Annotated in this window: 26 protein-coding genes, 1 pseudogene and 1 other annotated feature; of the genes and pseudogenes, 22 read left to right on the top strand and 5 right to left on the bottom strand. The window is 46.5% G+C overall.

Going from position 1 to position 25,332, the window contains the following annotated elements:
* Nucleotides 1–169 precede the first annotated feature (169 nt).
* The 15 genes from glnK to ACQVGS_RS20660 all read left to right on the top strand — a co-directional run bounded on the left by glnK (nt 170) and on the right by ACQVGS_RS20660 (nt 16,223).
* Nucleotides 170–1,402, top strand: coding sequence for a two-component system sensor histidine kinase GlnK (gene glnK / locus ACQVGS_RS20730; protein ID WP_081638223.1), 1,233 nt, complete (start codon nt 170–172; stop codon nt 1,400–1,402).
* Between the two features lie 9 nt (nt 1,403–1,411).
* Nucleotides 1,412–2,356, top strand: coding sequence for a glutamine utilization two-component system response regulator GlnL (glnL, locus tag ACQVGS_RS20725; protein ID WP_188323496.1), 945 nt, complete (start codon nt 1,412–1,414; stop codon nt 2,354–2,356).
* A gap of 212 nt (nt 2,357–2,568) precedes the next feature.
* Nucleotides 2,569–3,495, top strand: coding sequence for a 5-dehydro-4-deoxyglucarate dehydratase (gene kdgD, locus ACQVGS_RS20720; RefSeq protein ID WP_095714492.1), 927 nt, complete (start codon nt 2,569–2,571; stop codon nt 3,493–3,495).
* Between the two features lie 32 nt (nt 3,496–3,527).
* Entirely contained in the window at nt 3,528–4,994 is a 1,467-nt protein-coding gene (gene gucD / locus ACQVGS_RS20715; protein WP_400152758.1) for an alpha-ketoglutaric semialdehyde dehydrogenase GucD, read from the top strand.
* A gap of 86 nt (nt 4,995–5,080) precedes the next feature.
* The gene (gene gudP / locus ACQVGS_RS20710) at nt 5,081–6,448 is read left to right on the top strand and encodes a glucarate transporter GudP (protein WP_105991809.1); all 1,368 of its coding nucleotides are present in this window, start codon (nt 5,081–5,083) and stop codon (nt 6,446–6,448) included.
* 36 nt (nt 6,449–6,484) lie between these two features.
* Complete coding sequence (gene gudD / locus ACQVGS_RS20705; protein WP_188323498.1) at nt 6,485–7,852, top strand: glucarate dehydratase; 1,368 nt, start codon at nt 6,485–6,487, stop codon at nt 7,850–7,852.
* 69 nt (nt 7,853–7,921) lie between these two features.
* Complete coding sequence (locus ACQVGS_RS20700; RefSeq protein ID WP_044162091.1) at nt 7,922–8,623, top strand: FadR/GntR family transcriptional regulator; 702 nt, start codon at nt 7,922–7,924, stop codon at nt 8,621–8,623.
* A 92-nt stretch (nt 8,624–8,715) separates the two neighbouring features.
* Nucleotides 8,716–10,248 (top strand): galactarate dehydratase, encoded by a 1,533-nt coding sequence (gene garD / locus ACQVGS_RS20695; protein WP_101865298.1) that lies wholly within the window; start codon nt 8,716–8,718, stop codon nt 10,246–10,248.
* A 278-nt stretch (nt 10,249–10,526) separates the two neighbouring features.
* Nucleotides 10,527–11,450: a macrolide 2'-phosphotransferase MphK gene (gene mphK / locus ACQVGS_RS20690; RefSeq protein WP_491830534.1), complete on the top strand. Its 924-nt coding sequence runs from the start codon at nt 10,527–10,529 to the stop codon at nt 11,448–11,450.
* A gap of 56 nt (nt 11,451–11,506) precedes the next feature.
* Nucleotides 11,507–11,756, top strand: a binding site (T-box leader).
* 94 nt (nt 11,757–11,850) lie between these two features.
* On the top strand, nt 11,851–12,012 hold the full coding sequence (gene rtpA, locus ACQVGS_RS20685) for an anti-TRAP regulator (RefSeq protein ID WP_024120093.1): 162 nt from the start codon (nt 11,851–11,853) through the stop codon (nt 12,010–12,012).
* Nucleotides 12,013–12,170: 158 nt separating this feature from the next.
* Entirely contained in the window at nt 12,171–12,851 is a 681-nt protein-coding gene (locus ACQVGS_RS20680) for a winged helix-turn-helix domain-containing protein (RefSeq protein ID WP_081638226.1), read from the top strand.
* Nucleotide 12,852: 1 nt separating this feature from the next.
* Nucleotides 12,853–13,788, top strand: coding sequence for a HAMP domain-containing histidine kinase (locus tag ACQVGS_RS20675; RefSeq protein WP_024120095.1), 936 nt, complete (start codon nt 12,853–12,855; stop codon nt 13,786–13,788).
* 93 nt (nt 13,789–13,881) lie between these two features.
* Nucleotides 13,882–14,805: an ABC transporter ATP-binding protein gene (locus ACQVGS_RS20670; RefSeq protein ID WP_095714488.1), complete on the top strand. Its 924-nt coding sequence runs from the start codon at nt 13,882–13,884 to the stop codon at nt 14,803–14,805.
* Between the two features lie 17 nt (nt 14,806–14,822).
* A complete protein-coding gene (locus ACQVGS_RS20665) occupies nt 14,823–15,509 on the top strand; it encodes an ABC transporter permease (protein WP_081638227.1) in 687 nt (228 codons plus the stop codon).
* A gap of 18 nt (nt 15,510–15,527) precedes the next feature.
* Nucleotides 15,528–16,223: an ABC transporter permease gene (locus tag ACQVGS_RS20660; protein ID WP_095714487.1), complete on the top strand. Its 696-nt coding sequence runs from the start codon at nt 15,528–15,530 to the stop codon at nt 16,221–16,223.
* Here ACQVGS_RS20660 and ACQVGS_RS20655 read toward each other — a convergent pair.
* Nucleotides 16,224–16,286, bottom strand: a pseudogene (locus ACQVGS_RS20655) (hypothetical protein); the annotation flags it as partial.
* Nucleotides 16,258–16,644: a YndM family protein gene (locus ACQVGS_RS20650; protein WP_010332895.1), complete on the bottom strand. Its 387-nt coding sequence runs from the start codon at nt 16,642–16,644 to the stop codon at nt 16,258–16,260. The gene ACQVGS_RS20650 and the pseudogene ACQVGS_RS20655, both read right to left, overlap by 29 nt.
* Before the next feature lie 345 nt (nt 16,645–16,989).
* On the opposite strand from ACQVGS_RS20650, the gene ACQVGS_RS20645 reads away from it, so the two are divergent.
* The 6 genes from ACQVGS_RS20645 (at nt 16,990) to tatC (ending at nt 21,304) form a co-directional block, all read left to right on the top strand.
* Nucleotides 16,990–17,418: a cell wall hydrolase gene (locus ACQVGS_RS20645; protein WP_024120097.1), complete on the top strand. Its 429-nt coding sequence runs from the start codon at nt 16,990–16,992 to the stop codon at nt 17,416–17,418.
* Nucleotides 17,419–17,525: 107 nt separating this feature from the next.
* Nucleotides 17,526–18,257 (top strand): vWA domain-containing protein, encoded by a 732-nt coding sequence (locus tag ACQVGS_RS20640; RefSeq protein WP_101860208.1) that lies wholly within the window; start codon nt 17,526–17,528, stop codon nt 18,255–18,257.
* A gap of 78 nt (nt 18,258–18,335) precedes the next feature.
* Nucleotides 18,336–18,485, top strand: coding sequence for a hypothetical protein (locus ACQVGS_RS20635; protein ID WP_049809871.1), 150 nt, complete (start codon nt 18,336–18,338; stop codon nt 18,483–18,485).
* A gap of 54 nt (nt 18,486–18,539) precedes the next feature.
* Complete coding sequence (phoD, locus tag ACQVGS_RS20630) at nt 18,540–20,291, top strand: alkaline phosphatase PhoD (protein WP_103672210.1); 1,752 nt, start codon at nt 18,540–18,542, stop codon at nt 20,289–20,291.
* Between the two features lie 13 nt (nt 20,292–20,304).
* Complete coding sequence (gene tatAD, locus ACQVGS_RS20625) at nt 20,305–20,517, top strand: sec-independent protein translocase protein TatAD (protein WP_010332899.1); 213 nt, start codon at nt 20,305–20,307, stop codon at nt 20,515–20,517.
* Nucleotides 20,518–20,578: 61 nt separating this feature from the next.
* Nucleotides 20,579–21,304, top strand: coding sequence for a twin-arginine translocase subunit TatC (gene tatC / locus ACQVGS_RS20620; RefSeq protein WP_024120100.1), 726 nt, complete (start codon nt 20,579–20,581; stop codon nt 21,302–21,304).
* Here the strand turns inward: tatC and pcp are convergent.
* Nucleotides 21,301–21,948 (bottom strand): pyroglutamyl-peptidase I, encoded by a 648-nt coding sequence (gene pcp, locus ACQVGS_RS20615; protein ID WP_127696071.1) that lies wholly within the window; start codon nt 21,946–21,948, stop codon nt 21,301–21,303. The genes tatC and pcp overlap by 4 nt on opposite strands.
* 80 nt (nt 21,949–22,028) lie before the next feature.
* Between pcp and ACQVGS_RS20610 the strand changes: the two genes are divergently transcribed.
* Entirely contained in the window at nt 22,029–23,144 is a 1,116-nt protein-coding gene (locus ACQVGS_RS20610) for an aminotransferase class V-fold PLP-dependent enzyme (RefSeq protein ID WP_127696069.1), read from the top strand.
* A gap of 115 nt (nt 23,145–23,259) precedes the next feature.
* Here the strand turns inward: ACQVGS_RS20610 and lmr(B) are convergent, their stop codons facing one another.
* A complete protein-coding gene (gene lmr(B) / locus ACQVGS_RS20605) occupies nt 23,260–24,702 on the bottom strand; it encodes a lincomycin efflux MFS transporter Lmr(B) (protein WP_063623076.1) in 1,443 nt (480 codons plus the stop codon).
* A gap of 57 nt (nt 24,703–24,759) precedes the next feature.
* Nucleotides 24,760–25,326 carry a transcriptional regulator LmrA gene (lmrA, locus tag ACQVGS_RS20600; RefSeq protein ID WP_024120104.1) on the bottom strand — a complete coding sequence of 189 codons (567 nt, stop codon included), beginning with the start codon at nt 25,324–25,326 and terminating at the stop codon, nt 24,760–24,762.
* Nucleotides 25,327–25,332: the final 6 nt, after the last annotated feature.

Below are 25,332 nucleotides of genomic sequence, written 5' to 3'. Positions count from 1 at the left end.
ATACGACAAAAATTTTTTGAAAATAAGCCGTTGGTTTTATAAAAAGCTTACATACTGGGTCGAAAGAAATTTGCAGGTTTTTTGTCCTTTCCTCAAAATAAAAAATGAGGATGTGATCATAATCAAACTGGAACGTTTTTTTGAGAAAGACGCATATATAATGGCGCTTATGCTCGTTACTGTGCCGCTTGCAGGCGAACTGAAATTTTATCCCCTCAATGAAGAGTTCCGAATCAGCTTCGGCGCGCCGGCTTTTTTCTTTTTCTTAGTGCTGCTGCGGCATGTGTCCGCTGTATTGCCGGGATTTTTGACTGGAACATCGGTTTTCGTATTTCGTGTTTTATTGGAATTATGGGACGGAAGACACGCAGGGCTGATTCCAATCCTGTATGATCAAGCGTCCGGCTTTTTCTTTTACATGACGTTTGCATGTCTGTTTTATGTGTTGCGGGCGAACCGCTATCGTGATCGGCCGGTAATGCTCGGTTTTTATGGATTTATGATTGAAATTGCTTCCGATAGCGTCGAGCTGGCCGTTCAGTTTCTTATTTTTCATACGGTGGTGACGCCTGAGAAAATAACGGATATCGCGGTTGTTGCGATTTCTCATACATTTATTGTCATCAGCTTTTTTAACGTGCTGAAGCTGTATGAAACGCAGTCCAGAGAAAAGCAGACAAGGCGGCAAAATGAGCACATGCTGATGATTGTGTCGAATTTATATGAAGAAACAGTGCATTTAAAAAAGACGCTGAAAACGACAGAGCACGTGACAAACGAATCCTATCAGCTTTACCGGGAAGTGAAGGGCAAGGACGATCAGCTCGGCGGCAGGATTCTAAGGCTGGCAGGGGAGATTCATGAAGTGAAAAAGGACAACCAGAGGATATATGCCGGGCTTTCGAAACTGATTTCCAATGAAAGTTTTAAAGATTATATGAATGCCTCGGACCTTTTCCGGCTTGTCATTCGAATGAATGAAAAGTACGCTGAATCATTGGGCAAACAGATCAATTTTCATTGTTCAATAGAGGGTGAGCATGACGATTATCATGTATTTATTGTTCTTTCTATCATTAATAATTTGACGGCAAACGCGGTGGAGGCGATGGGGGATGAGGGAACGGTCAGCCTAAGGCTCCGTAAGCCAGATGAGAGTATGATAGAATTTCAGGTGGAAGACAATGGTCCCGGCATTTCGGAGAAAATAGGAGATATTGTGTTTGATCCGGGCTTTACCTCAACGTATGACAAGTTTGGCACGCCCTCAACCGGAATTGGGCTTTCCTACGTCAAGGAAATCGTGACAGAGCTTGAGGGAGACATCAAGTTTCACAACCAGCAGCAAGGAGTGGTCTTTACCATCAGGCTGCCTGCCAGACATTTGATTCAGAAAGGATGAACGGATAATATGCGTTTTTTTATCGCTGATGATGACCGCGCGGTGCGGTCGATTTTAAGGCAGATCATAGAGGATGAGGACCTTGGAGAGGCTGCGGGTGAAGCGGAAGACGGAAGCCAAGTGGAAGGGCATATATTGCAATTTAAGCAGATTGATATTTTGTTAATCGATTTATTAATGCCCGGGCGGGACGGAATTGAGACCATACGCCGGATCAAGGACTCTTATTCCGGGAAAATCGTAATGATCTCACAAGTGGAAGCTAAAGAAATGGTCGGAGAAGCGTATTCTCTCGGCATTGAATATTTTATTCATAAACCGATTAACCGTATTGAAATTGTAACTGTTCTGCAAAAGGTGAAGGAACGAATCGAGCTTGAAAACTCGATCGGAGATATCCAAAACTCTTTAAGCCGGCTGGTCAACCGAACCGAACGGAAAGCACGGTCTCAGTATAAAAATGACAACAGCTTAAAAGAAGCGGGAACATTTTTGCTATCCGAGCTCGGCATGATGGGAGAAGGCGGCGCTCATGATATGATGGCGGTCCTTCAGTATTTAACTGAGCATGAACAATCTGAGCCTTACGAAAAAAATATCCCTTCTTTAAAACAAATCTTCACACAAGTAGCGGAACGAAAGCTTGGAGCTGCGGCATCACAAACGGAAATCAACCGCGAAATGAAAGCCTCGGAACAGCGAATCCGCAGAGCCATTATTCATTCGCTGGACCATTTTGCCTCATTGGGCACAACTGATTTTTCGAATCCTAAATTCGAAACCTACGCATCAAAATTCTTTGATTTTCCGGTCGTCAGCCAAAAAATGAAAGAAATTCAATCCAAGGAGGCAAAACCCCTCGCACCTGCCAGAGTGAATATGAAAAAATTTATCCACGTATTTTTTTTGGAAGCGAAGCTTTTGAACGAAACGATGAAAGGAAGAAGTATGTGAAAAAACAGCCGGCTAGCAGCGGCTGTTTTTTTATGCGGAAAACGGAGGCTTTCTGATATTTTACGAAAAGTCAGAAAATAAAATTATTGACTTATTGTTTATTTGTCTTACAATAAAACAAAAGGATATACGGGAAGGAGAGGATATACAGCCGCATGATTTTAAAGCGCTTTCAAATGAGCTGTTTACACAAATGACAGGAGGTTTTGTACATGAGCCGTATAAGAAAAGCACCTGAAGGGATTTTAGGTTTTCCGGTTGCGCCTTTTAATACACAAGGAAAGCTGGAGGAAGAAGCTCTGTTTCAAAATATCGAGTTTTTGCTCGAAGAAGGCTTGGAAGCGATTTTTATCGCCTGCGGGTCAGGGGAATTCCAGTCCCTTAGCCAGAAAGAATACGAAAACATGGTCGAAGTCGCGGTTTCGGCTGCGGGAGGAAAGGTCCCGGTCTATACGGGAGTGGGCGGCAATCTCAGCACCGCGCTTGATTGGGCGCGTATATCAGAGAAAAAAGGCGCTGACGGCTATTTGATCCTTCCTCCGTATTTGGTGCATGGCGAACAGGAGGGGCTGTATCAGTACGCCAAAACGATTATTGAAAGCACGGACTTGAATGCCATTCTGTATCAGCGCGACAATGCCGTATTTTCTCTTGAACAGATCAAACGGCTGACGGAGCTTGAACAGCTTGTTGGTGTGAAAGACGGGGTGGGGAACATGGATTTGAATATCAACCTCGCCTATACAATCGGTGACCGCTTGGGATGGCTTAACGGAATGCCGATGGCTGAAGTGACGATGCCGTCCTACCTGCCAATCGGTTTCCACTCTTATTCTTCAGCTATTTCGAATTATATTCCGCATATTTCCCGGATGTTCTATGAAGCTTTGAAAAACGGAAACAACGATGCGGTGAAGGAACTCTATCAGCATGTCATTCTGCCGATCAACGATATCCGGAAGCAGCGGAAAGGGTATGCGGTGTCCTTGATCAAAGCCGGCATGGAGATTATGGGGATGAATGTGAGAAATACAGCCAGACCGCCTGTCGGGCCGGTTGAAAAAGAACACTATCAGGAATTAGAAGCCATTTTGAAGCAAGCGGCGGATCGTTTCCCGAAGAAGGCCGCGACGGTTTGACAAACATAAAAAGCATGAAAGGGGCAATGGGCATGTCTGTAATCACGGAAAAAAACACATATCTCAATTTTATTAATGGAGAGTGGGTCAAAGCTCAATCAGGCGATATGATCAAATCGGAAAATCCTGCGGATGTGAACGACATCGTCGGCTATGTGCAGAGTTCAACGGCTGATGATGTGGACCGGGCCGTCGCCGCCGCTAATGAGGCAAAAACGGGATGGAGAAAGCTGACGGGTGCAGAACGGGGCCAACTGCTGTACAAAACAGCTGATATCATGGAGCAGCGCTTAGAGGACATCGCCGCATGTGCGACGCGTGAAATGGGAAAAACCCTGCCGGAAGCAAAAGGAGAAACCGCTCGCGGCATTGCGATTCTTCGCTATTACGCCGGCGAGGGCATGCGCAAAACAGGCGATGTTATTCCGTCTACTGACAAAGACGCACTGATGTTTACAACCCGTGTCCCGCTTGGTGTCGTCGGCGTGATTTCGCCGTGGAACTTCCCGGTAGCGATCCCGATTTGGAAAATGGCGCCGGCACTGGTGTACGGCAATACTGTTGTCATCAAACCCGCAACAGAAACTGCCGTTACATGTGCGAAGATCATCGCTTGTTTTGAAGAAGCGGGATTTCCGGCGGGAGTCATCAATTTGGTGACTGGCCGAGGGTCAGTTGTCGGCCAAGGTATTGCCGAACATGACGGGGTCAATGCCATTACGTTCACGGGTTCGAATCAGGTTGGGAAAATCATCGGGCAAGCCGCTTTAGCGAGAGGCGCCAAATATCAGCTTGAAATGGGCGGGAAAAACCCGGTGATCGTAGCGGATGATGCTGATCTTGAAGCGGCAGCGGAAGCCGTGGTGACAGGCGCTTTCCGTTCAACGGGCCAGAAGTGCACCGCAACGAGCCGTGTCATTGTCCAAAGCGGAATTTACGACCGCTTTAAAGAAAAACTGCTGCAGCGCACAAAGGAGATCACGATCGGAGACAGCTTGAAAGAAAACGTTTGGATGGGACCGATCGCAAGCAAAAATCAGCTTGATAACTGTCTATCGTATATTGAAAAAGGCAAGCAGGAAGGCGCTTCTCTTTTGATCGGAGGAGAAAAGCTGGAGGATGGAAAGTATCAAAACGGATATTATGTGCAGCCTGCCATTTTTGACAACGTGACATCTGACATGACGATTGCCCAGGAGGAAATTTTCGGACCGGTCATCGCTCTGTCAAAGGTGGACACGATGGAGGAGGCTTTAGACATCTCCAATGATGTGAAGTTCGGATTAAGTGCATCTATTTTTACGCAAAACATCGGCCGTATGCTTTCATTCGTTGATGAGATTGAAGCCGGGCTTGTCAGGGTCAACGCGGAAAGCGCAGGGGTTGAGCTTCAGGCGCCATTTGGCGGCATGAAGCAATCAAGCTCCCACTCCCGCGAACAGGGTGAGGCCGCGAAGGACTTCTTCACGGCGATCAAAACCGTATTTGTGAAGCAGTAAAGGTGCTGGAAAGAGGCGCTTGTCTCTTTCCAAGCCTTATCACCAGCCAGCATATGATTCTCTACTTTGACAAAGGAGAAGATATTATGAAAAAAGACCATGCGAATGTTTCGCCGGCGGGCAAAAAAACATCTGTACGCTGGTTCATCGTATTTATGCTGTTTCTTGTGACGTCTATTAACTACGCAGATCGTGCGACGCTTTCGATTACAGGTGATTCCGTCCAGCATGACCTTGGACTGGATTCGGTTGCCATGGGGTATGTTTTTTCTGCATTCGGCTGGGCCTATGTCATCGGACAGCTTCCCGGAGGCTGGCTGCTGGATCGATTTGGATCAAAAACGGTTATTGCGTTAAGCATCTTTTTCTGGTCATTTTTTACGCTGCTGCAAGGGGCGATTGGATTTTTTACCGCTGGCACAGCGATTATCCTGCTGTTTGCGCTGCGCTTTTTAGTCGGGCTTTCTGAGGCGCCTTCATTTCCCGGAAACGGCAGAGTGGTTGCTTCCTGGTTCCCGAGCTCCGAACGCGGTACAGCTTCAGCCTTTTTTAACTCAGCTCAATACTTCGCAATCGTCATTTTTTCTCCTTTAATGGGCTGGCTCACCCACTCTTTTGGCTGGCATTCCGTCTTCGTAGTGATGGGGGCCGCGGGAATCCTACTGGCTTTTATCTGGTTAAAAACGGTATATGAACCGAAAAAACATCCGAAGGTCAACAAAGCCGAGCTTGCGTACATTGAAGAAGGCGGCGGGCTGATTTCAATGGATGACAGTCAAAGCAAGCAGGAAAAAGAATCAAAATGGCCGTATATCAAACAGTTATTAACCAACCGCATGCTGATTGGCGTGTACATCGCGCAATATTGCATTACGACTCTCACCTATTTCTTTCTCACATGGTTTCCGGTATATTTGGTTCAGGCCCGCGGAATGTCCATTCTTGAAGCGGGGTTTGTGGCTTCCCTCCCGGCGCTGTGCGGATTTGCGGGCGGCGTGCTTGGAGGCATCGTGTCTGATTTTTTACTGAAAAAAGGCCGTTCTCTCACCTTCGCGAGAAAAGGACCGATCATTGTCGGCATGCTGCTGTCTTGCAGCATGATTATCTGCAACTATACAGATTCAGCGTGGCTCGTCGTTGTAATCATGTCACTCGCGTTCTTCGGAAAAGGCTTTGGCGCCTTGGGCTGGGCTGTCGTGTCGGACACGTCGCCAAAAGAGTGTGCGGGATTAAGCGGCGGTTTGTTCAACACATTCGGAAACATCGCCTCGATTACGACTCCGATTATTATCGGCTACATCGTGAATGCCACAGGATCTTTTAATGGCGCCCTCGTTTTTGTCGGCGCTAATGCGATTGCAGCAGTCCTCAGCTATTTGCTGCTGGTCGGGCCGATCAAACGAGTCGTACTAAAGAAACAAGAGCAAGACCCCGATCAATCACTACCTGTCTAATACTTATGAAAGCGCTTTATCAAAGGAGGATGACAGATGAGTTCACCAATACAGGAACAGGTTCAAAAAGAAAAAAGATCGAATATTCCATCAATTACTGAAATGAGAGTAATTCCAGTCGCGGGTCATGACAGTATGCTGCTGAATTTAAGCGGCGCCCACAGCCCGTTTTTTACCCGAAATCTTGTCGTCTTAACGGACAGCAGCGGGAATCAGGGTGTCGGCGAGGTGCCGGGCGGGGAAGCGATCCGCCGCACACTGGAGCTTGCAGAGCCGCTTGTTGTCGGAAAATCGATCGGCGCGTACCAGTCGATTTTGCAAACAGTCAGAAAGCAGTTTGAGGACCAGGACAGGGGAGGCCGCGGAATCCAGACATTTGATTTGCGCACTGCGGTGCATGTGGTCACAGCCTTGGAAGCCGCTTTGTTAGATGTGCTCGGCAAATTTCTCAATGAACCGGTTGCGGCTTTGCTTGGAGAAGGACAGCAGCGGGATGAAGTCAAGATGCTCGGTTATCTATTTTACATTGGTGACCGAAAGCGGACGACATTGCCGTATCAAAGCAATCAGCAGTCAGATTGCGAGTGGTTCCGCCTCCGCCATGAGGAAGCGCTGACTCCTGAGGCCGTTGTACGTCTTGCAGAAGCGGCACAAGAGCGCTACGGCTTCCAAGATTTCAAGCTGAAAGGCGGCGTATTGCGGGGCGAGGAAGAAATGGAAGCCGTCACCGCGTTATCAAAACGTTTTCCTGAGGCGAGAATTACCCTTGATCCGAACGGAGCTTGGCCGCTAGAAGAAGCTGTTACATTATGCAGAGGAAAGCATGATGTACTTGCTTATGCCGAAGATCCGTGCGGGGCGGAAAACGGTTATTCCGCACGTGAAGTGATGGCTGAGTTCCGCCGCGCGACAGGCCTGCCGACCGCGACAAATATGATTGCGACTGACTGGCGGGAAATGGGGCACGCGATTCAGCTGCACGCGGTCGATATTCCGCTGGCTGATCCCCATTTCTGGACGATGCAGGGTTCGGTGCGGGTTGCACAGATGTGCCATGATTGGGGGCTGACGTGGGGCTCGCACTCCAATAATCATTTTGACATCTCCCTTGCCATGTTTACCCATGTCGCGGCCGCAGCTCCGGGACGCATCACGGCGATTGATACCCATTGGATCTGGCAGGACGGACAGCGTTTAACCAAACAGCCTTTAGAAATTGCTGATGGCTGTGTGAAGGTGCCTGATAAGCCTGGGCTTGGCATCGAAATTGATATGGAACAAGTGGAAAAAGCGCATGATCTCTATCGAAAAATGAATTTAGGCGCACGGAACGATGCAATCCCTATGCAGTTTCTGATCAGCAATTGGGAGTTTGACCGCAAGCGCCCGTGTCTGGTGCGATAAGTTTTATTCTAAATATTGTCATAACGAATATTTTGTCTTACAATTGAACAACTGAAGGGAGAGTTGTTCGTGTACGAAGGTTTAGAAGATCTGAAGGTGGATACAGTCAATCGGAAAACATTAGCTAAGCAGGTCATTGAACGGATTGTCCATTTACTGTCAAGCGGACAATTAAAGGCCGGAGACAAATTGCCGACAGAAATGGAGCTAATGGATATCTTACATGTCAGCAGACCGGTGCTTCGCGAAGCGCTTAGCTCACTAGAGACGCTGGGCGTTATCACGAGAAAAACCCGCGGCGGCACGTATTTCAATGACAAAATCGGGATGCAGCCTTTTTCCGTCATGCTTGCTTTGGCGACTGATAATCTTCCGGCCATTATTGAAGCGCGGATGGCGTTAGAACTCGGGCTGGTGACGATTGCCGCGGAAAAGATAAATGAAGAAGAGCTTGAGCGTTTACAGAAAACAATCGACGACATCGCCAGCAGCACTGACAACAATTATGGAGAAGCAGATAAAGAATTTCACCGAATTATTGCATTAAGCGCTAATAATCCCGTTGTTGAAGGAATGATTCAATCTTTGCTGATCACACATGCGAAAATCGACAGCCAGATTCCGTACAGGGAAAGGGATGTTACGGTTGAATACCACAAAAAAATCTACGACGCCCTTGCCAAAAGAGATCCTTACCAGGCTCATTACCACATGTATGAGCATTTGAAATTTGTCCGTGACAAAATTTTGAATGGGATAGACGAAACATAATTGTTATGACAGCCGCAGTTTGAAATTGGGATTTGCGGCTTTTTTTAAATCAAAATCGGAAAGCGTTTACAATGTTGAGGAGTGATATTCCTATGGTGATGAACCTCAGACAGAATCAAGCGCCTCTTTACATTAAAGTGAATGTAAAAGATAACACGGCGATTATTGTAAATGACGGCGGACTGAAAAAGGGCACTGTTTTTCCATGCGGGCTGATGCTTGAAGAAGATGTTCCTCAAGGCCATAAAGTGGCCCTAACCGATTTGAATCAGGGAGATGCCATCGTGCGTTATGGAGAAGTGATCGGATTTGCAGATCAGCCGATCAAACGCGGAAGCTGGGTGCGGGAAGCTTTGGTGAGAATGCCCGCCCCTCCGGAACTCCATGACCTTCCTATCGCAAACAAAGTGCCTGAACCGCTGCCGCCTCTTGAAGGCTATACGTTTGAAGGATATCGAAATGCTGACGGCAGTGCGGGAACAAAAAATATTCTCGGTATTACCACAAGTGTTCAATGTGTCGTCGGCGTGCTGGATTATGCGGTAAAACGGATAAAAGAAGAGCTTCTTCCGAAATATCCAAATGTCGATGATGTCGTGCCGCTTCATCATCAATATGGATGCGGCGTGGCCATCAATGCCCCAGACGCCGTGATTCCCATCCGCACGATTCAAAATCTGGCAAAGCATCCGAACTTCGGCGGGGAAGTGATGGTGGTCGGATTAGGATGTGAAAAGCTCCTCCCGGCACGGATTGCACCTGAGAAAAAAGATCACATCATTTCACTTCAAGATCATCAAGGCTTTGCGAATATGATTCAATCGATGATGGAAATGGCGGAGGAGCGGTTAATCAGACTCAATAGCAGAGTCCGTGTAACCTGCCCTGTTTCTGATCTGGTAATTGGCCTTCAATGCGGCGGCAGTGATGCCTTTTCCGGCGTGACGGCGAATCCGGCAGTGGGATATGCGGCTGATTTATTGGTTCGGGCAGGCGCAACGGTCTTGTTTTCTGAAGTGACTGAGGTGCGGGATGCGATTCACTTATTAACGCCGCGAGCTGTCAGCGAAGAGGTCGGACGTTCGCTGATCGATGAGATGAAGTGGTATGACAGCTATCTGAGGCGGGGGGAAGCAGACAGAAGCGCCAATCCGTCACCTGGCAATAAAAAAGGCGGTTTATCCAATGTGGTGGAAAAAGCGTTAGGATCGGTAGCAAAGTCAGGCACAAGCCCCATTTCTGGTGTGCTCGGGCCTGGGGAGAAGGCGGAGAAAAAGGGTTTGCTGTTTGCAGCGACGCCGGCAAGCGACTTTGTGTGCGGAACCCTTCAGCTGGCGGCAGGCATGAATCTGCAGGTCTTTACGACAGGCAGAGGAACACCGTATGGATTGGCTGCTGCGCCGGTGCTGAAAGTATCTACACGCCATTCATTAACAGAGCATTGGGCGGATTTAATCGATATCAATGCCGGGCGAATTGCTACCGGAGAGGCCAGTATCGAAGAAGTCGGCTGGGAGATTTTTCGGATGGTCTTAGATGTAGCAAGCGGCAGGAAACAAACATGGGCGGACCATTGGGGCCTTCATAATGATTTGTGTTTGTTTAACCCCGCGCCTGTGACTTGATTCATTTTTTATAGTAGATCAAAACTGGAATATGATGTAAAATGGAGATCAACTACAATGAACGGAGGGGTTCCGACATGGCATTCAATAGATTCCGATTAACACGAATTCAATAGTGAACGACACTCGCCTGGATGCGGGGAATCGGGATGAATCTGCCTATGTATGTACCCTAATATTGTAATGAAAAGAGGGTGGCGATGCTGCCCTCTTTTTTTGTTCCTTAAAAACATCCCTTCTCTCTAACGACAGGCGGAATATGAGAAAGGGGAAAAGAGATGACAAACCCGAACGAAAGGCAGCTAATCACTGAGATTGTCGCGCTTGCACGCAATCAAGGTTTGACGGTTCACTCTGATAACTCTCAATTGAATGAAATGGGAATGGATTTTCAAGTTGTATTTGCCGAGGATGATACAGGTATGCCATGGGTACTGCGAAAACCGCGGCGAAGCGATGTTGTTGAAAGAGCAGCTTCAGAAGGCAGAACGCTTGCCTTTCTCCGCGCGAACCTCACAGCTGATGTGCCGGATTGGAAAATTCATACGCCGGAATTGATCGCTTACCCGAAGCTTAGCGGAACGCCTGCTGCTGGAATTGATTTGGAACAGAAACAATATGTATGGAATATGAATCATCAGCCGCCGTCAGACGATTTTGTTCATACACTTGCCGAAATACTGGCAGAATTGCATGGCATGAATCAAACATCTGCCGGCCAATCCGGAATAGAAGTGGTGATGCCAGAAGATTTCAGGAAAATGACAGCTGAATCTATGGCTGATGTGAAGAATAAGTTTGGCGTATCTAAGCAGCTTTGGGAAAGATGGCAAACGTGGATCAATGATGATGCATACTGGCCCGGTTTCTCCGCGCTGATACACGGCGATCTCCATCCGCCGCATATCCTTATTGATCAAAATGAACACGTCACAGGCCTTCTGGATTGGACAGAAGCGAAAGTCGCCGATCCAGCCAAGGATTTTGTCTTTTACCACATGATTTTCGGAGAAAAAGAAACAGCCCGTTTGCTTGAATGCTATGATCAAGCAGGCGGCCGTGTATGGTCAAAAATGCAGGCTCACATCTCAGAGATGCAGGCGGCGTATCCGCTGGAAATTGCCAAGTTCGCTCTTCAGACACAGCAGGAGGAGCACGTAAATATGGCTCTGGAAGCACTTGGCGAATCTAAATTGGATTAAGAATTGACTTCTGTAAATTGACGGAGTATTATAAATTTTACAAACGAAAGAACGGATTAACAATTGTGAGGAAGAGCAAGTAAGCATCAGTGAGCGGGGTTCAGAGAGTCGGTGGCAGGTGTGAACCGATCCTCCCCTGATGCCGAATGGGCTTCTGAATTGCTTTGCTGAATAGATAGTAGGCAATGCCGGGATGCTCTCCCCGTTACCAAGAGAGGAGTATCGAAACTGACGTTTTCTGTACTGATGAGCGAATGGCTTTTTAGCTGTTAATAAAGGTGGTACCGCGAGACCCTCGTCCTTTGATAGGACGGGGGTTTTTGTGTTTCTTAAAGGAGGTGACGGCCAATGGAAGAAGGCTGGTGGTCCATGTTTAATCAATGGGAAAGGAGGAATTCAAATGGTGATCGCAACTGATGATCTGGAGGTTGCTTGTCCGCATTGTGAAAGAGCCGGAGAAATAGAAGGCAAACCTTGCCCGGCATGCAGCGGGAAGGGCGTCATTCTGACGGCTCAAGGAAATACGCTTCTGGATTTTATCCAAAAACATATGAACAAGTAAAGGAGAAAAGCTGAGCTGAGCGGCTGCAGGTAAAAGCTGAAAACAGGAAAAAAAGAATAAATTTTGTAAAACACACATGTTTTTCAATTACAATAAGCGTAATGACATGTGTGTTTTTTTGACTATGAAAAAGGTTAGGTGAGAGGATGCAGCGCATATTGCTTGTGGAGGATGACCATTCCATCAGTGAAATGGTGGACCATTATTTAACAAAAGAAGGCTTTGAAATCGTGCATGCTTTCGACGGTGAAGAGGGCATTCGGAGGTTTCAAGAGCAGGCGTACGACCTCATTCTGCTTGATATTATGCTTCCGGAGCTGAATGGAATGGATGTTTTAAAAATCATTCGGGAAAAAAGCAAGATTCCTGTTTTAATGATTTCAGCAAAAGACGGAGATGTTGATAAAGCACTGGGGCTGGGATTCGGGGCGGATGATTATATCGCCAAACCGTTTTCGATGATTGAACTGACAGCCAGAGTCAAAGCAGCGATACGGAGGGCGACGCAATATTCGTCGAGTGAACCGGCTGAACATCAGGTGATTCGTGTTCACCAGCTTACGATCGATATAGACAATGTATCCGTTCTGAAAAACGGCGAACCGCTTCAGCTGACGTCAACCGAATGGCAGCTGCTTACACTATTTGCAGCAAATCCTAAAAAGGTGTTTACGAAAGAACAAATCTATCGTTCCGTATGGAATGAGGAGTATTTTGGCGACCAAAACATCATTAATGTACATATGAGACGGCTGAGAGAAAAGATTGAAGATGATCCATCGTCTCCTCAATATATCAAAACATTATGGGGCATCGGCTATAAATGGGGAGAGTTTTAGAATGGCAGTATTAACGATTGCTGCTATCATCGCTTTAGCGTGTCTGAATGTCATTCAATATATGATGAAAAAGAACCGGGACAGGAATTTGACGTATACGGCAGAAAAGCTTAGCGCCATGCTTGACAACGAATCAGCCGATCAGGTTTTACTTCATACAGATGACCGTGCGCTCAGGAATCTGCTCGTCAACATCAATCTGCTCGCTGAGGATCATCAGCATATCAACGCCCGGTTTGCAAAAACAGAGCAATCCATGAGACGGATGCTGACCAATATGTCACACGATCTCAAAACACCTCTGACGGTCATTCTCGGTTATATCGAAGCCATCCAAAGTGACCGGGATATGCCGGACAGCGAGCGGGAAAGACTGCTTGAGAAGCTGCACCAAAAAACAAATGAACTCATCCAAATGATCCACTCTTTTTTTGATTTAGCCAAATTGGAATCTGAAGACAAACAAATCCCGATCACAAAAATACATATCAACGAAGTATGCAAACGAAATATCCTGCATTACTATGATGCCGTTCAGGCAAAAGGTTTTAACGCGGAGATTGATATTCCGGATACACCGGTATACGCGCATGCAAATGAAGAGGCGCTGGACCGTATCCTGCAAAATTTATTATCCAACGCGATTCAATATGGCGCGGTTGGCAAGTTTATCGGATTATCACTTTCTTATGATGAGACAAGCATTGCCATCTCCGTATGGGACCGCGGAAAAGGAATCAGTGAAACAGACCAGCAGCGGGTATTTGAGAGGCTGTACACACTTGAAGAATCAAGAAACAAAGCATTCCAAGGGAGCGGTCTCGGTTTGACGATCACGAAAAGGCTTGTGGAAAAAATGGGGGGCTCCATCTCTCTTCAAAGCAAGCCGTATGAACGGACAGCGTTTACGATTACATTAAAACGAATGACCTATTAACAATCGTAAGAATTTCTTAAGAATGAAGAAATAAAAATGACAGGGCCCGCCGCTACAATAGAAAACAGGAAAAAGAGGAAAGGAGCAACAACGTTGACTTACATCGTACAAACAAACGGACTGACCAAAACGTTTCAAGGCAAAGAAGTCGTATCAGATGTCAGCATGCATATCAAAAAAGGTGAAATTTACGGCTTTCTCGGCCCGAACGGAGCAGGGAAAACAACCATCATGAAAATGCTGACAAGTCTTGTAAAACCGACAAGCGGTGAAATCAATATCCTCGGAAACAATCTCACTCATACGTCATATGAGGTGCTTGGCAAGATCGGCAGCATGATTGAATATCCAATTTTCTATGAAAATCTGACGGCTATCGAAAATTTAGAGCTGCATTGTGCATACATGGGATACCACAATAAAAAAGCCATTCAAGAAGTGCTCGATATGGTGAATTTAAAACAGATCGACAAGAAACCCGTCAAAACATTTTCGCTTGGAATGAAGCAGCGCCTCGGCATAGCGCGCGCCATCCTCACCAAACCTGATCTGCTTATATTGGATGAGCCGGTAAACGGCCTTGATCCTGTCGGCATTAAAAAGATCAGAAACTTATTTCAAGTATTAAGCAAAGAGTATGGAATGACACTGCTGATCTCCAGCCATATGCTGAGTGAAATCGAACAAATTGCGGACACAATCGGCGTCATTCGTGACGGCAGGCTGCTGGAAGAGGTGTCGATGGAAGATGTAAGGGGACAAAACACAGAATACATCGAACTCGTTACATCGAATCAGACAAAAGCCTGCTTTGTGCTTGAGAAAGAACTTCACATTGCCAACTTTAAAATCTTAAATGATAAAACCATTCGGATTTATGATGCTCAACGATCACAGGGTGCCATATCAAAAGCGCTGATTTTAAATGATGTAGACATTGAATCAATGAATAAAAAGTATACTTCACTGGAGGACTACTTCATCAGCTTGATCAACGGCAATCACATCAGTGCGTAGAGGAGGCGAGACCGTTGCTGAATTTGATCAGAATCGAATTAAGGAAAATGAAGATGGGATGGTATGTGAGAGGAGTTATCATTGCTAACCTGATTATCCTTGGCTTTATGTGGTTGGTCAGTTACATAGAAAAAGCGGAGGGCACTGAATCGTTCCAAAGCATGGATGATGCATTTCTCGTCATTGGCACTTTTGTCAGAGCGGTGTTTATCGTTTTTGGTGCTGTACTGATCGCCAAATTAGTCATATCGGAATATAAAAACAAAACGATTCAAGTGATGTTTACGTACCCGATCAGCCGGAAAAAACTGCTTGCTGCTAAGCTTAGCATCTCAGGCGGGCTGACGTTTATCACTATTTTAGTCTCAAATGCGTTCGTAGCAGCCGCTTTCTATATGCTGAATTCGATCTACCATGTCATTCCGGGAGAATTGAGCGCCGATGTCATTTCTCAGCATTCGGTAAAAATGGCGGTTTTCGCTTTTGGCGCCGCTGGCACCAGTTTAGTTCCCATCTTTTTTGGGATGCGTAAGCACTCTGTCTCGGCAACCATCATTTCATCTGTCGTGATCGTCATGCTGATGAGTTCAACAAGCCCGGGCCTGTCCATTTCTTCCATTGTATATATTCCATTATCTCTAGCTGCTGTCGGTTTGTTTTTTTCATACATGGCAGTCAGGAAAGCAGACCGGCAAGATGCTTAAATACGGAGTTGAAACAACATGTTGAATTTAATGAAACTTGAATTAAAAAAAATGAAATTAGGCTGGTATTACAGAGGCGCCGTTATTGCAAATCTATGTATTCTCGGATTTATATGCTTGATCGCATCAGAAGAAAAAAAACTCCCGCAGCCGGAGGTGATGACTGATGCGGCATCCACGCTATTTTTGCTTGGAACGTTTGTAAGATCTGTATTTGTTGTTTTCGCCAGTGTGCTGATTGCCAAATTGATTATTAGCGAGTACAAAAATAAAACGATTACCGTCATGTTTACATATCCCATCAGCCGGAAAAAACTGATTGCTGCCAAGCTGCTGATTACAGGCGGACTGACGTTTATCACCATTATGGTGTCTGAAATTGCGCTTTCATTCATCTTTGCGCAAATCAATCAATATTATCAACTTACACCTGCGATGTTATCAGTCCAGACTATCGGGCAAGAGGTCGGCAGTATGGCGATATATGCCGCTTCGGCTGCGTGCTTGAGTTTTATTCCTTTATATTTTGGGATGAGGAAACGCTCTGTTCCGGCTGCTATCATTTCATCGGTTATATTGACGATACTGATCAGCCAGCAAAGCCCCGAGTTATCGCTGGCAACGATTATCTACATTCCGCTTTCTTTAGGTGCGATCGGCATCTTGATAGCGATTTGGTCTGTCCGAAACATAGACCGGGAAGATGCTTTATGATAGAAGGCCGATGCTGTCAGCACCGGCCTTTTGATTATGAATCTGTTCTTGTTTCAAGATAATGCTTTTTGCCAATTTCTTTGCTCATCATATAGAAATGGAAGCAATATTCACCGATGGCCATGGCGATTGCTCCAAATAGAGCCGCCAGCGCAATTTCTCCGCCAGTCATCCCCATAGAAAGCGGCATGCCCATCAGCCAAATCACGAGAAATGCCAAACCGAAATCAGCCAAAGTGGCGATCATATTGTTCCATCGGGGCAATACATAAAGGTCTCCAAGCAAATAAGAAATGACCCCTAACACAACCGTCATCAGCAGCGTATCACCAAACGTGAAACCAAAGCCAAGACCCAGCACCAAATACAAAACAATAATCGTCATAATACCTTTAATCGCGAGCGCTTTCACATGTGTCATGATAAGGTTCCTCCTTCTTTTATCTGATTTGTTATGTATGATTCCTCAAATACGGAAAGTTAAACATTACTTTGTGTTCTTTACAAAGCGTTTTCGGCTACGGGTGGAAAAAGGCTGAAGAACTGTTATGAAACAGGGGGTGAATCTGCATCTGCCATGCCCGTGGAATCCGGGATTTTACCGGAGATTTCCTGACGGCCAGATGTCCATTTTTCTTCTGCAATTACCGATCTTTATGGTTTGTGACAGTACCGGGAGAATAAATTTTAAAACTTCTCCTGTCCCTCCGTCATCACTCTTTGGGTATTGCAATATGATGAAAGGAGAAAAAGGGGAGGTGACGTGATGGCGGTTGTGAGAGCAACAAGCGCTGATGTCAACTTGATGGCACGGCTGCTCAGAGCGGAAGCGGAAGGTGAAGGAAAGCAGGGAATGCTGCTTGTCGGAAATGTTGGGATTAATCGGCTGAGGGCCAATTGCTCTGATTTTAAAGGCCTCCGCACCATCAGGCAGATGATTTTTCAGCCGCATGCGTTTGAAGCGGTGACCCATGGATACTTTTATCAAAGACCGCGGGAAAGCGAGCGGGCCTTGGCACGTCGGACGATAAACGGGGAGAGGTTCTGGCCGGCAAAATTCAGCTTGTGGTATTTCAAGCCGGGAGGAAACTGCCCGCCGACCTGGTATAACCAGCCGTTTGTGGCCAGATTCAAATCACATTGTTTTTATCAGCCGACGGGCGAAACATGTGAAAATGTATATAACACATTTTAAGGGGAGACGCCGTTCACATCTGAACGGTGTTTTTTCTTTAAAAAGTTATACCAATGGTAAATATTTCTGTGAGATAATCGGATAAAAGAACTACAGGAGATGACAAAATGGCGACAATTGACCTGCAAAAGAAGAGCGTAAAAATCGTACTGGAGAAAAAGCAGTTAACCAAGGTGACGGCTCGTGTCGGGCTGGTGCTGGATATTACCGGTTCAATGAGAACGCTGTATAAAAACGGAACGGTTCAAAAAGTGGTGGAGCGGATTTTGGCTGTGGCTGATCAGTTTGATGATAACGGCCTGCTTGATGTATGGGTTTATGATAATGAATTCTCCCGGTTAAAGCCAGTCAATGAAATCGATTTTTCAGGCTATGTTGATCGCGAAATTTTGAATAATGAACTCTTGCATAAATTCGGGAGAAATGATGAGCCGCCGGTCATAAAAGATGTGTTACATAAATATGTTGTGGAAGAACCGAGTTCATATCCCGCTTTTATCGTTTTTATTAATGATGGAGGGTGTAAAAAATCCATCAAACCTATTATTGAAGCTGCCTCTGATAAACCGGTGTTTTGGCAGTTTGTCGGCATCGGAAACGGCAACTTCGATTTTCTTAATAAACTGGATACGCTAGAAGGGCGTGTTGTTGATAACGCAAACTTCCTGCATATCGAAGACATTGAACGCATCTCTGATGATGAGCTTTATGATGCGTTGCTTACTGAATTTCCATTTTGGCTGCAAGAAGTGAAGGAAAAAGGAATTTTAATAGAACAAGAGCCTGAAGCTGCAAAACCGGAAAAGAAGGGCTTTTTCAGCAGATTGTTTTCTAAATAACAGACAGCTTTTCCGAACACTGAGTGATTTTGCAAAATCGCTCGGTGTTTTTGTTTTTTTAAGATCATGTGAAGAAAAATGGGTAAAAAGGGCGGCTTGCAAACGACAGGATATGCAGAAAACACGCCGTTTTGCCAGCTGTCGGCATGTTTCGGCGAAAGGGCTGTGAATGAAGTCCTGTTTCCCATGTTCAGTGCTTACAATCCCTTCACACTTCTTCACAGCTAATTAACAATGGTTTCCTATAATGAAAGCGATCAATGAGAAGAGAGGGGATCTGGAATGGCAAATGACAGTCGTTTTGACGAATGGGTACAGAAATTGAAAGACGAAAGCTTTCAGAATAATACGTTTGACCGCCGCAAATTTATTCAGGGGGCTGGAAAAATTGCGGGGCTTTCTCTTGGGTTAACCATTGCTCAGTCAGTCGGAGCATTTGAAGTAAATGCTGCGCCTAAGTTCTCTAGTTATCCGTTTACGCTCGGCGTCGCTTCAGGAGATCCGCTTTCTGACAGCGTCGTGCTCTGGACGCGTTTGGCGCCAGATCCGCTGAACGGCGGGGGGATGCCGAACCAGGCTGTGCCTGTCAAATGGGAAGTGGCAAAGGATGAGCACTTCCGCAAGATCGTAAGAAAGGGCACAGAAATGGCCAAACCGAGCCTCGCCCATTCTGTCCACGTGGAAGCGGACGGGCTTGAGCCGAACAAAGTGTACTATTACCGATTCAAAACCGGACATGAGCTAAGTCCTGTCGGAAAAACAAAAACACTGCCCGCCCCAGGTGCCAATGTGCCGAAAATGACCTTTGCCTTCGCTTCCTGCCAGCAATATGAGCATGGCTATTATACAGCCTACAAGCATATGGCGAAGGAAAAGCTTGATCTTGTCTTCCATCTCGGTGATTACATATATGAGTACGGGCCGAATGAATATGTATCGAAAACGGGCAATGTCCGCACGCACAACAGCGCAGAAATCATTACGCTGCAGGACTATCGAAACCGCCATGCCCAATACCGTTCAGACGCTAATTTAAAAGCGGCGCATGCGGCGTTTCCTTGGGTTGTCACGTGGGATGACCATGAAGTTGAAAATAACTATGCCAATAAAATCCCTGAAAAAGGGCAGTCGGTTGACGCGTTTGTATTGCGCCGTGCGGCGGCGTATCAGGCTTATTATGAGCATATGCCGCTCCGCATCTCCTCTCTGCCGAATGGCCCGGATATGCAGCTGTACCGCCACTTTACGTATGGAAATCTGGCATCATTTAATGTACTGGATACACGCCAGTACAGAGATGACCAAGCCAATAACGACGGCAATAAGCCGCCTTCTGATGAATCGCTCAATCCGAATCGGACTTTGTTAGGAAAAGAACAGGAGCAGTGGCTTTTTAACAATTTGAGCAGCTCGACTGCATATTGGAATGTGCTGGCACAGCAAATCTTCTTTGCGAAGTGGAATTTCGGGACAAGCTCAAGCCCTATCTACAGCATGGATTCATGGGACGGTTATCCGGCTCAGCGCGAACGGGTCGTCAATTACATTAACAGCAAAAATTTAAACAATGTTGTCGTGCTGACAGGAGATGTACACGCAAGCTGGGCATCGAATCTGCATGTCGATTTTAATAAAACAAGCTCAAAAATTTTCGGGGCTGAATTTGTCGGCACCTCCATCACATCCGGAGGAAACGGAGCGGATAAGCGGGCGGATACCGATCAAATTTTAAAGGAAAATCCACATATTAAGTTCTTTAACGATTACCGCGGATATGTCCGCTGTACAGTAACGCCTCATCAGTGGAAAGCTGATTATCGGGTAATGCCATTTGTGACAGAGCCGGGAGCAGCCATTTCCACACGGGCTTCATTCGTTTATCAAAAAGACCAAACCGGATTGAGAAAGGTATCCTCGACAATGGTTCAAGGCGGAGTGAAACAATCCAATGAAGTCGAAGAGGATCGTTTCTTTGAGCACAACAAAGCCCATGAAAAACAAATGATCAAAAAACGGGCAAAAATTACGCATTAAGGAGTGAAACATAATGTTTTCAAACATTGGAATACCAGGCTTGATTCTGATCTTTGTCATCGCCCTCATTATTTTTGGCCCTTCAAAGCTTCCGGAAATCGGGCGAGCCGCCGGTCGGACTCTGCTGGAATTCAAAAGCGCCACAAAATCACTTGTGTCTGGTGATGAAAAAGAAGAAAAATCAGCTGAGCTGTCAGCGGTCAAGCAGGACAAAAACGCAGGCTGAGTGCTGATGAGGCAGACGCATGGTCTGCCTCTTTTTCTCATGAAAGGGAGGGCTTTTTTGAATGGATAAAAAAGAAACTCATCTGATCGGACATTTAGAAGAGCTTCGCCGTCGGATCATCTTCACACTTGCGGCTTTTCTTCTGTTTTTAATTACGGCTTTTTTGTTTGTGGAGGACATTTATGATTGGCTGATCAGAGATTTTGACGGAAAATTAGCTGTTCTCGGACCGAGTGAAATTCTCTGGGTATATATGATGCTTGCCGGCATTTGTGCGATTGCCGCTTCCATCCCCGTTGCCGCCTATCAGCTTTGGCGTTTTGTAGCGCCGGCGCTGACAAAAACGGAGCGCAACGTGACACTGATGTACATACCGGGATTATTCGCCCTGTTTTTGGCCGGCATCTCGTTCGGATATTTTGTGTTGTTTCCGATCGTTCTCGGCTTTTTGACACATTTGTCTGCCGGCCATTTTGAAACGATGTTCACCGCTGACCGCTATTTCAGGTTTATGGTGAATTTGAGCCTGCCGTTCGGTTTTCTGTTTGAAATGCCCCTTGTGGTGATGTTTTTGACAAGGTTAGGCATCTTAAATCCATACCGGCTGGCCAAAGCGAGAAAGCTGTCCTATTTTCTGCTGATCGTGGTGTCCATATTGATTACCCCGCCAGACTTTATTTCTGATTTTCTCGTGATGATTCCGCTGCTTGTCCTGTTCGAAGTGAGTGTCACACTATCAGCGTTTGTATACAAAAAGAGACTGACCAGTGAAGCGGCCGCCGCTTAGTGCAGCGCGCCGCCGTGTGACTTCGTATCCTGATCATATTGTGCGGCCGTAACAGCGGCGATCCTCAATGCTTTGACGATCATGTCGAGGCTGAGGCTCGGCGCTGTTTTGTCGATTGTTTGTTCCGGAATGTACGGAATGTGGATAAACCCGCCGTGAATGTGCGGAGACGTACGGTGAATGTGATCCATTAACCCGTAGAACAGATAGTTGCATACAAATGTGCCGGCCGTAAAGGAAACAGCCGCCGGAATGCCGTTTTCCTTCATTTGAGATGTGATGCGCTTAATCGGAAGCCCTGTCCAGTAAGCGGCAGGCCCGCCGGGAGAAATCTCCTCATCAATCGGCTGGTTTACCTCATTATCCGGGATACGCGCGTCTGCAAGATTGATCGCGACCCGTTCCGGTGTCACCTGCATCCGGCCGCCGGCTTGCCCGACGCAGATCACGATGTCCGGCTGATGTTTATGAATCGCTTGCCGCAAAGTGTCGAGAGCGGTTCTGAACACAGTCGGAATTTGTGCCGAAGCGATAATCACCTGATCCGTTTCAAAGCCATTCAGCCGTTTCACCGCTTCCCACGATGGATTGACAGTTTCCTGATCAAAAGGGTCAAAACCTGTGAAGAGCACTTTTTTTCTCATGGTAACCATCTCCTTTTTTCTATTATTCTATTGTTTATTTCTGGATTTTTCATCAAAATAATAAAAAGGAGTGAATCAGAATGGAACATTTGCCGCAGCAGTACCGACATCTGTTCCCAACCGTGCAGAGCCGCATCATGCTTGCCAGCTGCTCACAGAGCGCGTTGGCAGAGCCGGTGTCAAAGGCGATACAAGATTATCATGACAGCTTGCTGCATAGGGGGGCGAACTGGAATGAAGCGATTGAAAAGACAGAGAGTGCCAGAAACGAGTTTGCGAGGCTGGTAGGGGCTGAGCCGGATGAGATTGCGATTGTGCCGTCAGTTTCTGATGCGATGATTTCCGTGGCATCATCCTTGTCTGCTGTTAAAAAGAAACATGTTGTATACACGGAGATGGATTTTCCGGCGGTGTCTCATATTTGGCAGGCACAATCTGATTATAATGTATCTGTGATCCCTTCAATAGACAATGAGCTGCCGCTCGAACAATATGAAAGGTATATCACGGAAGAGACGGTGCTGACCTGTGTTCCGCACGTTCATTATCGTGACGGCTGCATTCAGGATATAAAAGCCATCGCTGCCATCGCCAAGAGAAAGGGATCGATGGTATTTGTAGATGCATATCAATCTGCCGGGCATATTCCTATTGATGTGAAAGAATGGGGCATAGATATGCTGGCGGCAGGCACCAGAAAGTATATGCTCGGCATACCGGGCATGGCGTTTCTTTATGTGAGAAAAGAGCTGGCGAACGAGCTGAAGCCCAAAGCATCTGCTTGGTTCGGGCGGGAAAACGGGTTTGGGGCGTCGTCTTATGCAGAAGGCGCGAGGCGTTTTCAAACAGGAACCCCTGCTTTTATAAGCGTGTATGCAGCGGCTGCGGCTTTATCGCTGCTGAATCATATCGGAATGTCCCGTATCCGCGATCATATAAAAGCAGTGAGTGCCGATGCGTTTCAATATGCAGCTGAAAAAGGGCTGGAGCTTGCGGGGGCGCCATCGGTACAGCAGCCGGGCATGGTTTCCATTCGGGATGAACGGGCATCTGAAACGGCGGCGTTACTAAAGAAGAAAAACGTGATTTGCGCTCCGCGGGACAATGTCATCCGTCTCGCTCCTCACTTTTATAATACGAAGGGCGAACTGCGTTATGTGATTGATGAAATGGCGGCGATTTTATCCACGCGTTAAAAGCGATCGCCTAAAAATAGATGTTCACCTCCTTCGGCGCCGCTCGCGTCTTGCTTGAGTGTGTTGTCCGATATAGGTATAAAAAACCCCCTGACCTCAAGATCAGGGGGTTTTCTTATTGATGATCAACCTTTACTCGCTTCAAAAAGAAAGCGGCAATTAAACCGATAATCGCAACAATCATCGCAAAGACAAATGCATGCTGAACGCCAGCTGTCAATGCTTGCGGAATGACTGCCGGATCGGCTGGATTTTTTACGCTGCTCATGTAGTCATGCTGACCGGCAGCCATGATGCTGACCGCAACCGCTGTCCCGATCGCGCCCGCCATTTGCTGAAGTGTGTTCATAATGGCAGTGCCGTCCGGATAAAACTCACGCGGAAGCTGGTTTAAACCGTTTGTCTGAGCAGGCATCATAATCATGGAGATCCCAATCATCAAGCACGTATGCAGCACGATAATCAGCACTGCTGTTGAAGCTGTCGTGAGATTTGAGAAGAGCCACAGAACAATAGTCACAATCAAAAATCCCGGAATAACAAGCCACTTCGGTCCGTATTTATCAAACAGACGGCCTGTGACAGGTGACATAAATCCGTTTAAAATACCGCCCGGCAAGAGAATAAGTCCTGAGGCAAATGCTGTTAAGACTAAGCCGCCTTGCAGATACATCGGCAGAAGCAGCATGGATGACAGGATGACCATCATGCAAATAAAGACCATAATGACGCCCAAAATAAACATCGGGTATCTGAATGCACGCAGGTTCATCATCGGCTGCTTCATCGTCAGCTGACGGATTGAAAATAGAATAAGGGCGATAACACCGACAATAAGTGAAACGATCACAGTCGGGCTGGACCATCCGCCAGAGCCTTCACCCGCGTTGCTGAATCCAAACACAATGCCGCCGAAGCCGATCGTCGACAAAATAATAGACAGGACATCAATTTTCGGTTTTGTGATGTCAGACACATTTTGCATGTACAGGATACCGAAAATGAGCGCAAGCACAAGGAACGGAAGAGAGATCCAGAAAATCCAGTGCCAGTTAAGGTGCTCAAGAACCAACCCGGAAAATGTAGGGCCGATTGCCGGCGCAAACATAATGACAAGTCCGATTGTTCCCATGGCCGCTCCCCGTTTATGGGGCGGGAAAATCACCAAAATCGTATTAAACATGAGCGGTAATAAGAGTCCTGTTCCAAGTGCCTGAACGATTCTCGCCGCTAATAAAAATGAGAAGCTAGGCGCAAGCGCCGCAATCAAGGTGCCTATGATTGAAAAAATCAGTGACACAGTAAAAAGCTGTCTAGTTGTAAACCATTGCAATAGCAGACCTGAAACAGGAACAAGAATACCGAGCACAAGCAAATAGCCTGTTGTTAACCATTGAACGGTTGCCGCTGTAATGTTCAATTCCTTCATAAGATCGGTTAACGCGATATTCAGCGCTGTTTCACTGAACATACCGATAAAACCGGCCGTCAGCAAAGATATCATAATTGGCATCACTTTATATTGCTGAGATGCTTTAGCTGCTGTTTCCAAATCTATTTCTCCTCTCGTTCATCTGAATGTATTCATTCAGCTTGTAGTAGTATGTCTCTTTTTTTATTTCTTCAACAGAGCGGGAATGCGGCTGGAGATATGAAGAAGCGGTGTGCTGTCTTTTGCCGTTAATGATAAAAGAATGCCGCCTTCAATCATCGCGTTAATGATGATGCTTGATTCCTTGGCATGGCTCTCGCTGTAACCCGACAGCTGCAATTTTTCCTCAAACACAAGGGACCACGCTTTGTAGGCTTCATCACAGGCTTTTCGCAAAGGCTCGCTTTTTAATGATGTCTCTGCCGCAAGCAAGCCGACGGGCAGGCCTTCAATGTCCTCTGTGCATGAGAATTGACATGAGAGCTCCTTCAGAAAGGCTTGAATGCCTTCTGCGGGATCAGTGCTCACGTCCATGCAGTCTGTGATTTTCTGGCGGATGTATTCCTTCATTTCATTCACGGCTTCAATTGCCAGCTGTTCTTTACCCCCGGGAAAGTGGTAGTAAAGAGAGCCTTTAGGTGCACCGCTTTCTTTAATAATCTGGTTCAGTCCCGTGCCGTAATACCCTTGCAGCTGAAAAAGCCGGGTAGCTGCAGAAAGGATTTTCTCACGAGAATCTCCATAGCTCATAACATT

This window comes from Bacillus sp. SD127, assembly GCF_058566445.1.
This window is presented reverse-complemented; position numbering and strand designations above follow the sequence as displayed.

Coding starts and splice junctions, on each gene's coding strand:
- ACQVGS_RS20645 (WP_024120097.1), top strand. CDS start 16,990: ATGGCGGTTGTGAGAGCAACAAGCGCTGATGTCAACTTGATGGCACGG.
- lmrA (WP_024120104.1), bottom strand. CDS start 25,326: ATGAGCTATGGAGATTCTCGTGAGAAAATCCTTTCTGCAGCTACCCGG.
- glnK (WP_081638223.1), top strand. CDS start 170: ATGCTCGTTACTGTGCCGCTTGCAGGCGAACTGAAATTTTATCCCCTC.
- ACQVGS_RS20675 (WP_024120095.1), top strand. CDS start 12,853: ATGGCAGTATTAACGATTGCTGCTATCATCGCTTTAGCGTGTCTGAAT.
- kdgD (WP_095714492.1), top strand. CDS start 2,569: ATGAGCCGTATAAGAAAAGCACCTGAAGGGATTTTAGGTTTTCCGGTT.
- ACQVGS_RS20640 (WP_101860208.1), top strand. CDS start 17,526: ATGGCGACAATTGACCTGCAAAAGAAGAGCGTAAAAATCGTACTGGAG.
- ACQVGS_RS20635 (WP_049809871.1), top strand. CDS start 18,336: ATGGGTAAAAAGGGCGGCTTGCAAACGACAGGATATGCAGAAAACACG.
- mphK (WP_491830534.1), top strand. CDS start 10,527: ATGACAAACCCGAACGAAAGGCAGCTAATCACTGAGATTGTCGCGCTT.
- phoD (WP_103672210.1), top strand. CDS start 18,540: ATGGCAAATGACAGTCGTTTTGACGAATGGGTACAGAAATTGAAAGAC.
- garD (WP_101865298.1), top strand. CDS start 8,716: ATGGTGATGAACCTCAGACAGAATCAAGCGCCTCTTTACATTAAAGTG.
- tatC (WP_024120100.1), top strand. CDS start 20,579: ATGGATAAAAAAGAAACTCATCTGATCGGACATTTAGAAGAGCTTCGC.
- tatAD (WP_010332899.1), top strand. CDS start 20,305: ATGTTTTCAAACATTGGAATACCAGGCTTGATTCTGATCTTTGTCATC.
- ACQVGS_RS20650 (WP_010332895.1), bottom strand. CDS start 16,644: ATGACACATGTGAAAGCGCTCGCGATTAAAGGTATTATGACGATTATT.
- ACQVGS_RS20610 (WP_127696069.1), top strand. CDS start 22,029: ATGGAACATTTGCCGCAGCAGTACCGACATCTGTTCCCAACCGTGCAG.
- gucD (WP_400152758.1), top strand. CDS start 3,528: ATGTCTGTAATCACGGAAAAAAACACATATCTCAATTTTATTAATGGA.
- glnL (WP_188323496.1), top strand. CDS start 1,412: ATGCGTTTTTTTATCGCTGATGATGACCGCGCGGTGCGGTCGATTTTA.
- gudD (WP_188323498.1), top strand. CDS start 6,485: ATGAGTTCACCAATACAGGAACAGGTTCAAAAAGAAAAAAGATCGAAT.
- gudP (WP_105991809.1), top strand. CDS start 5,081: ATGAAAAAAGACCATGCGAATGTTTCGCCGGCGGGCAAAAAAACATCT.
- ACQVGS_RS20660 (WP_095714487.1), top strand. CDS start 15,528: ATGTTGAATTTAATGAAACTTGAATTAAAAAAAATGAAATTAGGCTGG.
- pcp (WP_127696071.1), bottom strand. CDS start 21,948: ATGAGAAAAAAAGTGCTCTTCACAGGTTTTGACCCTTTTGATCAGGAA.
- rtpA (WP_024120093.1), top strand. CDS start 11,851: ATGGTGATCGCAACTGATGATCTGGAGGTTGCTTGTCCGCATTGTGAA.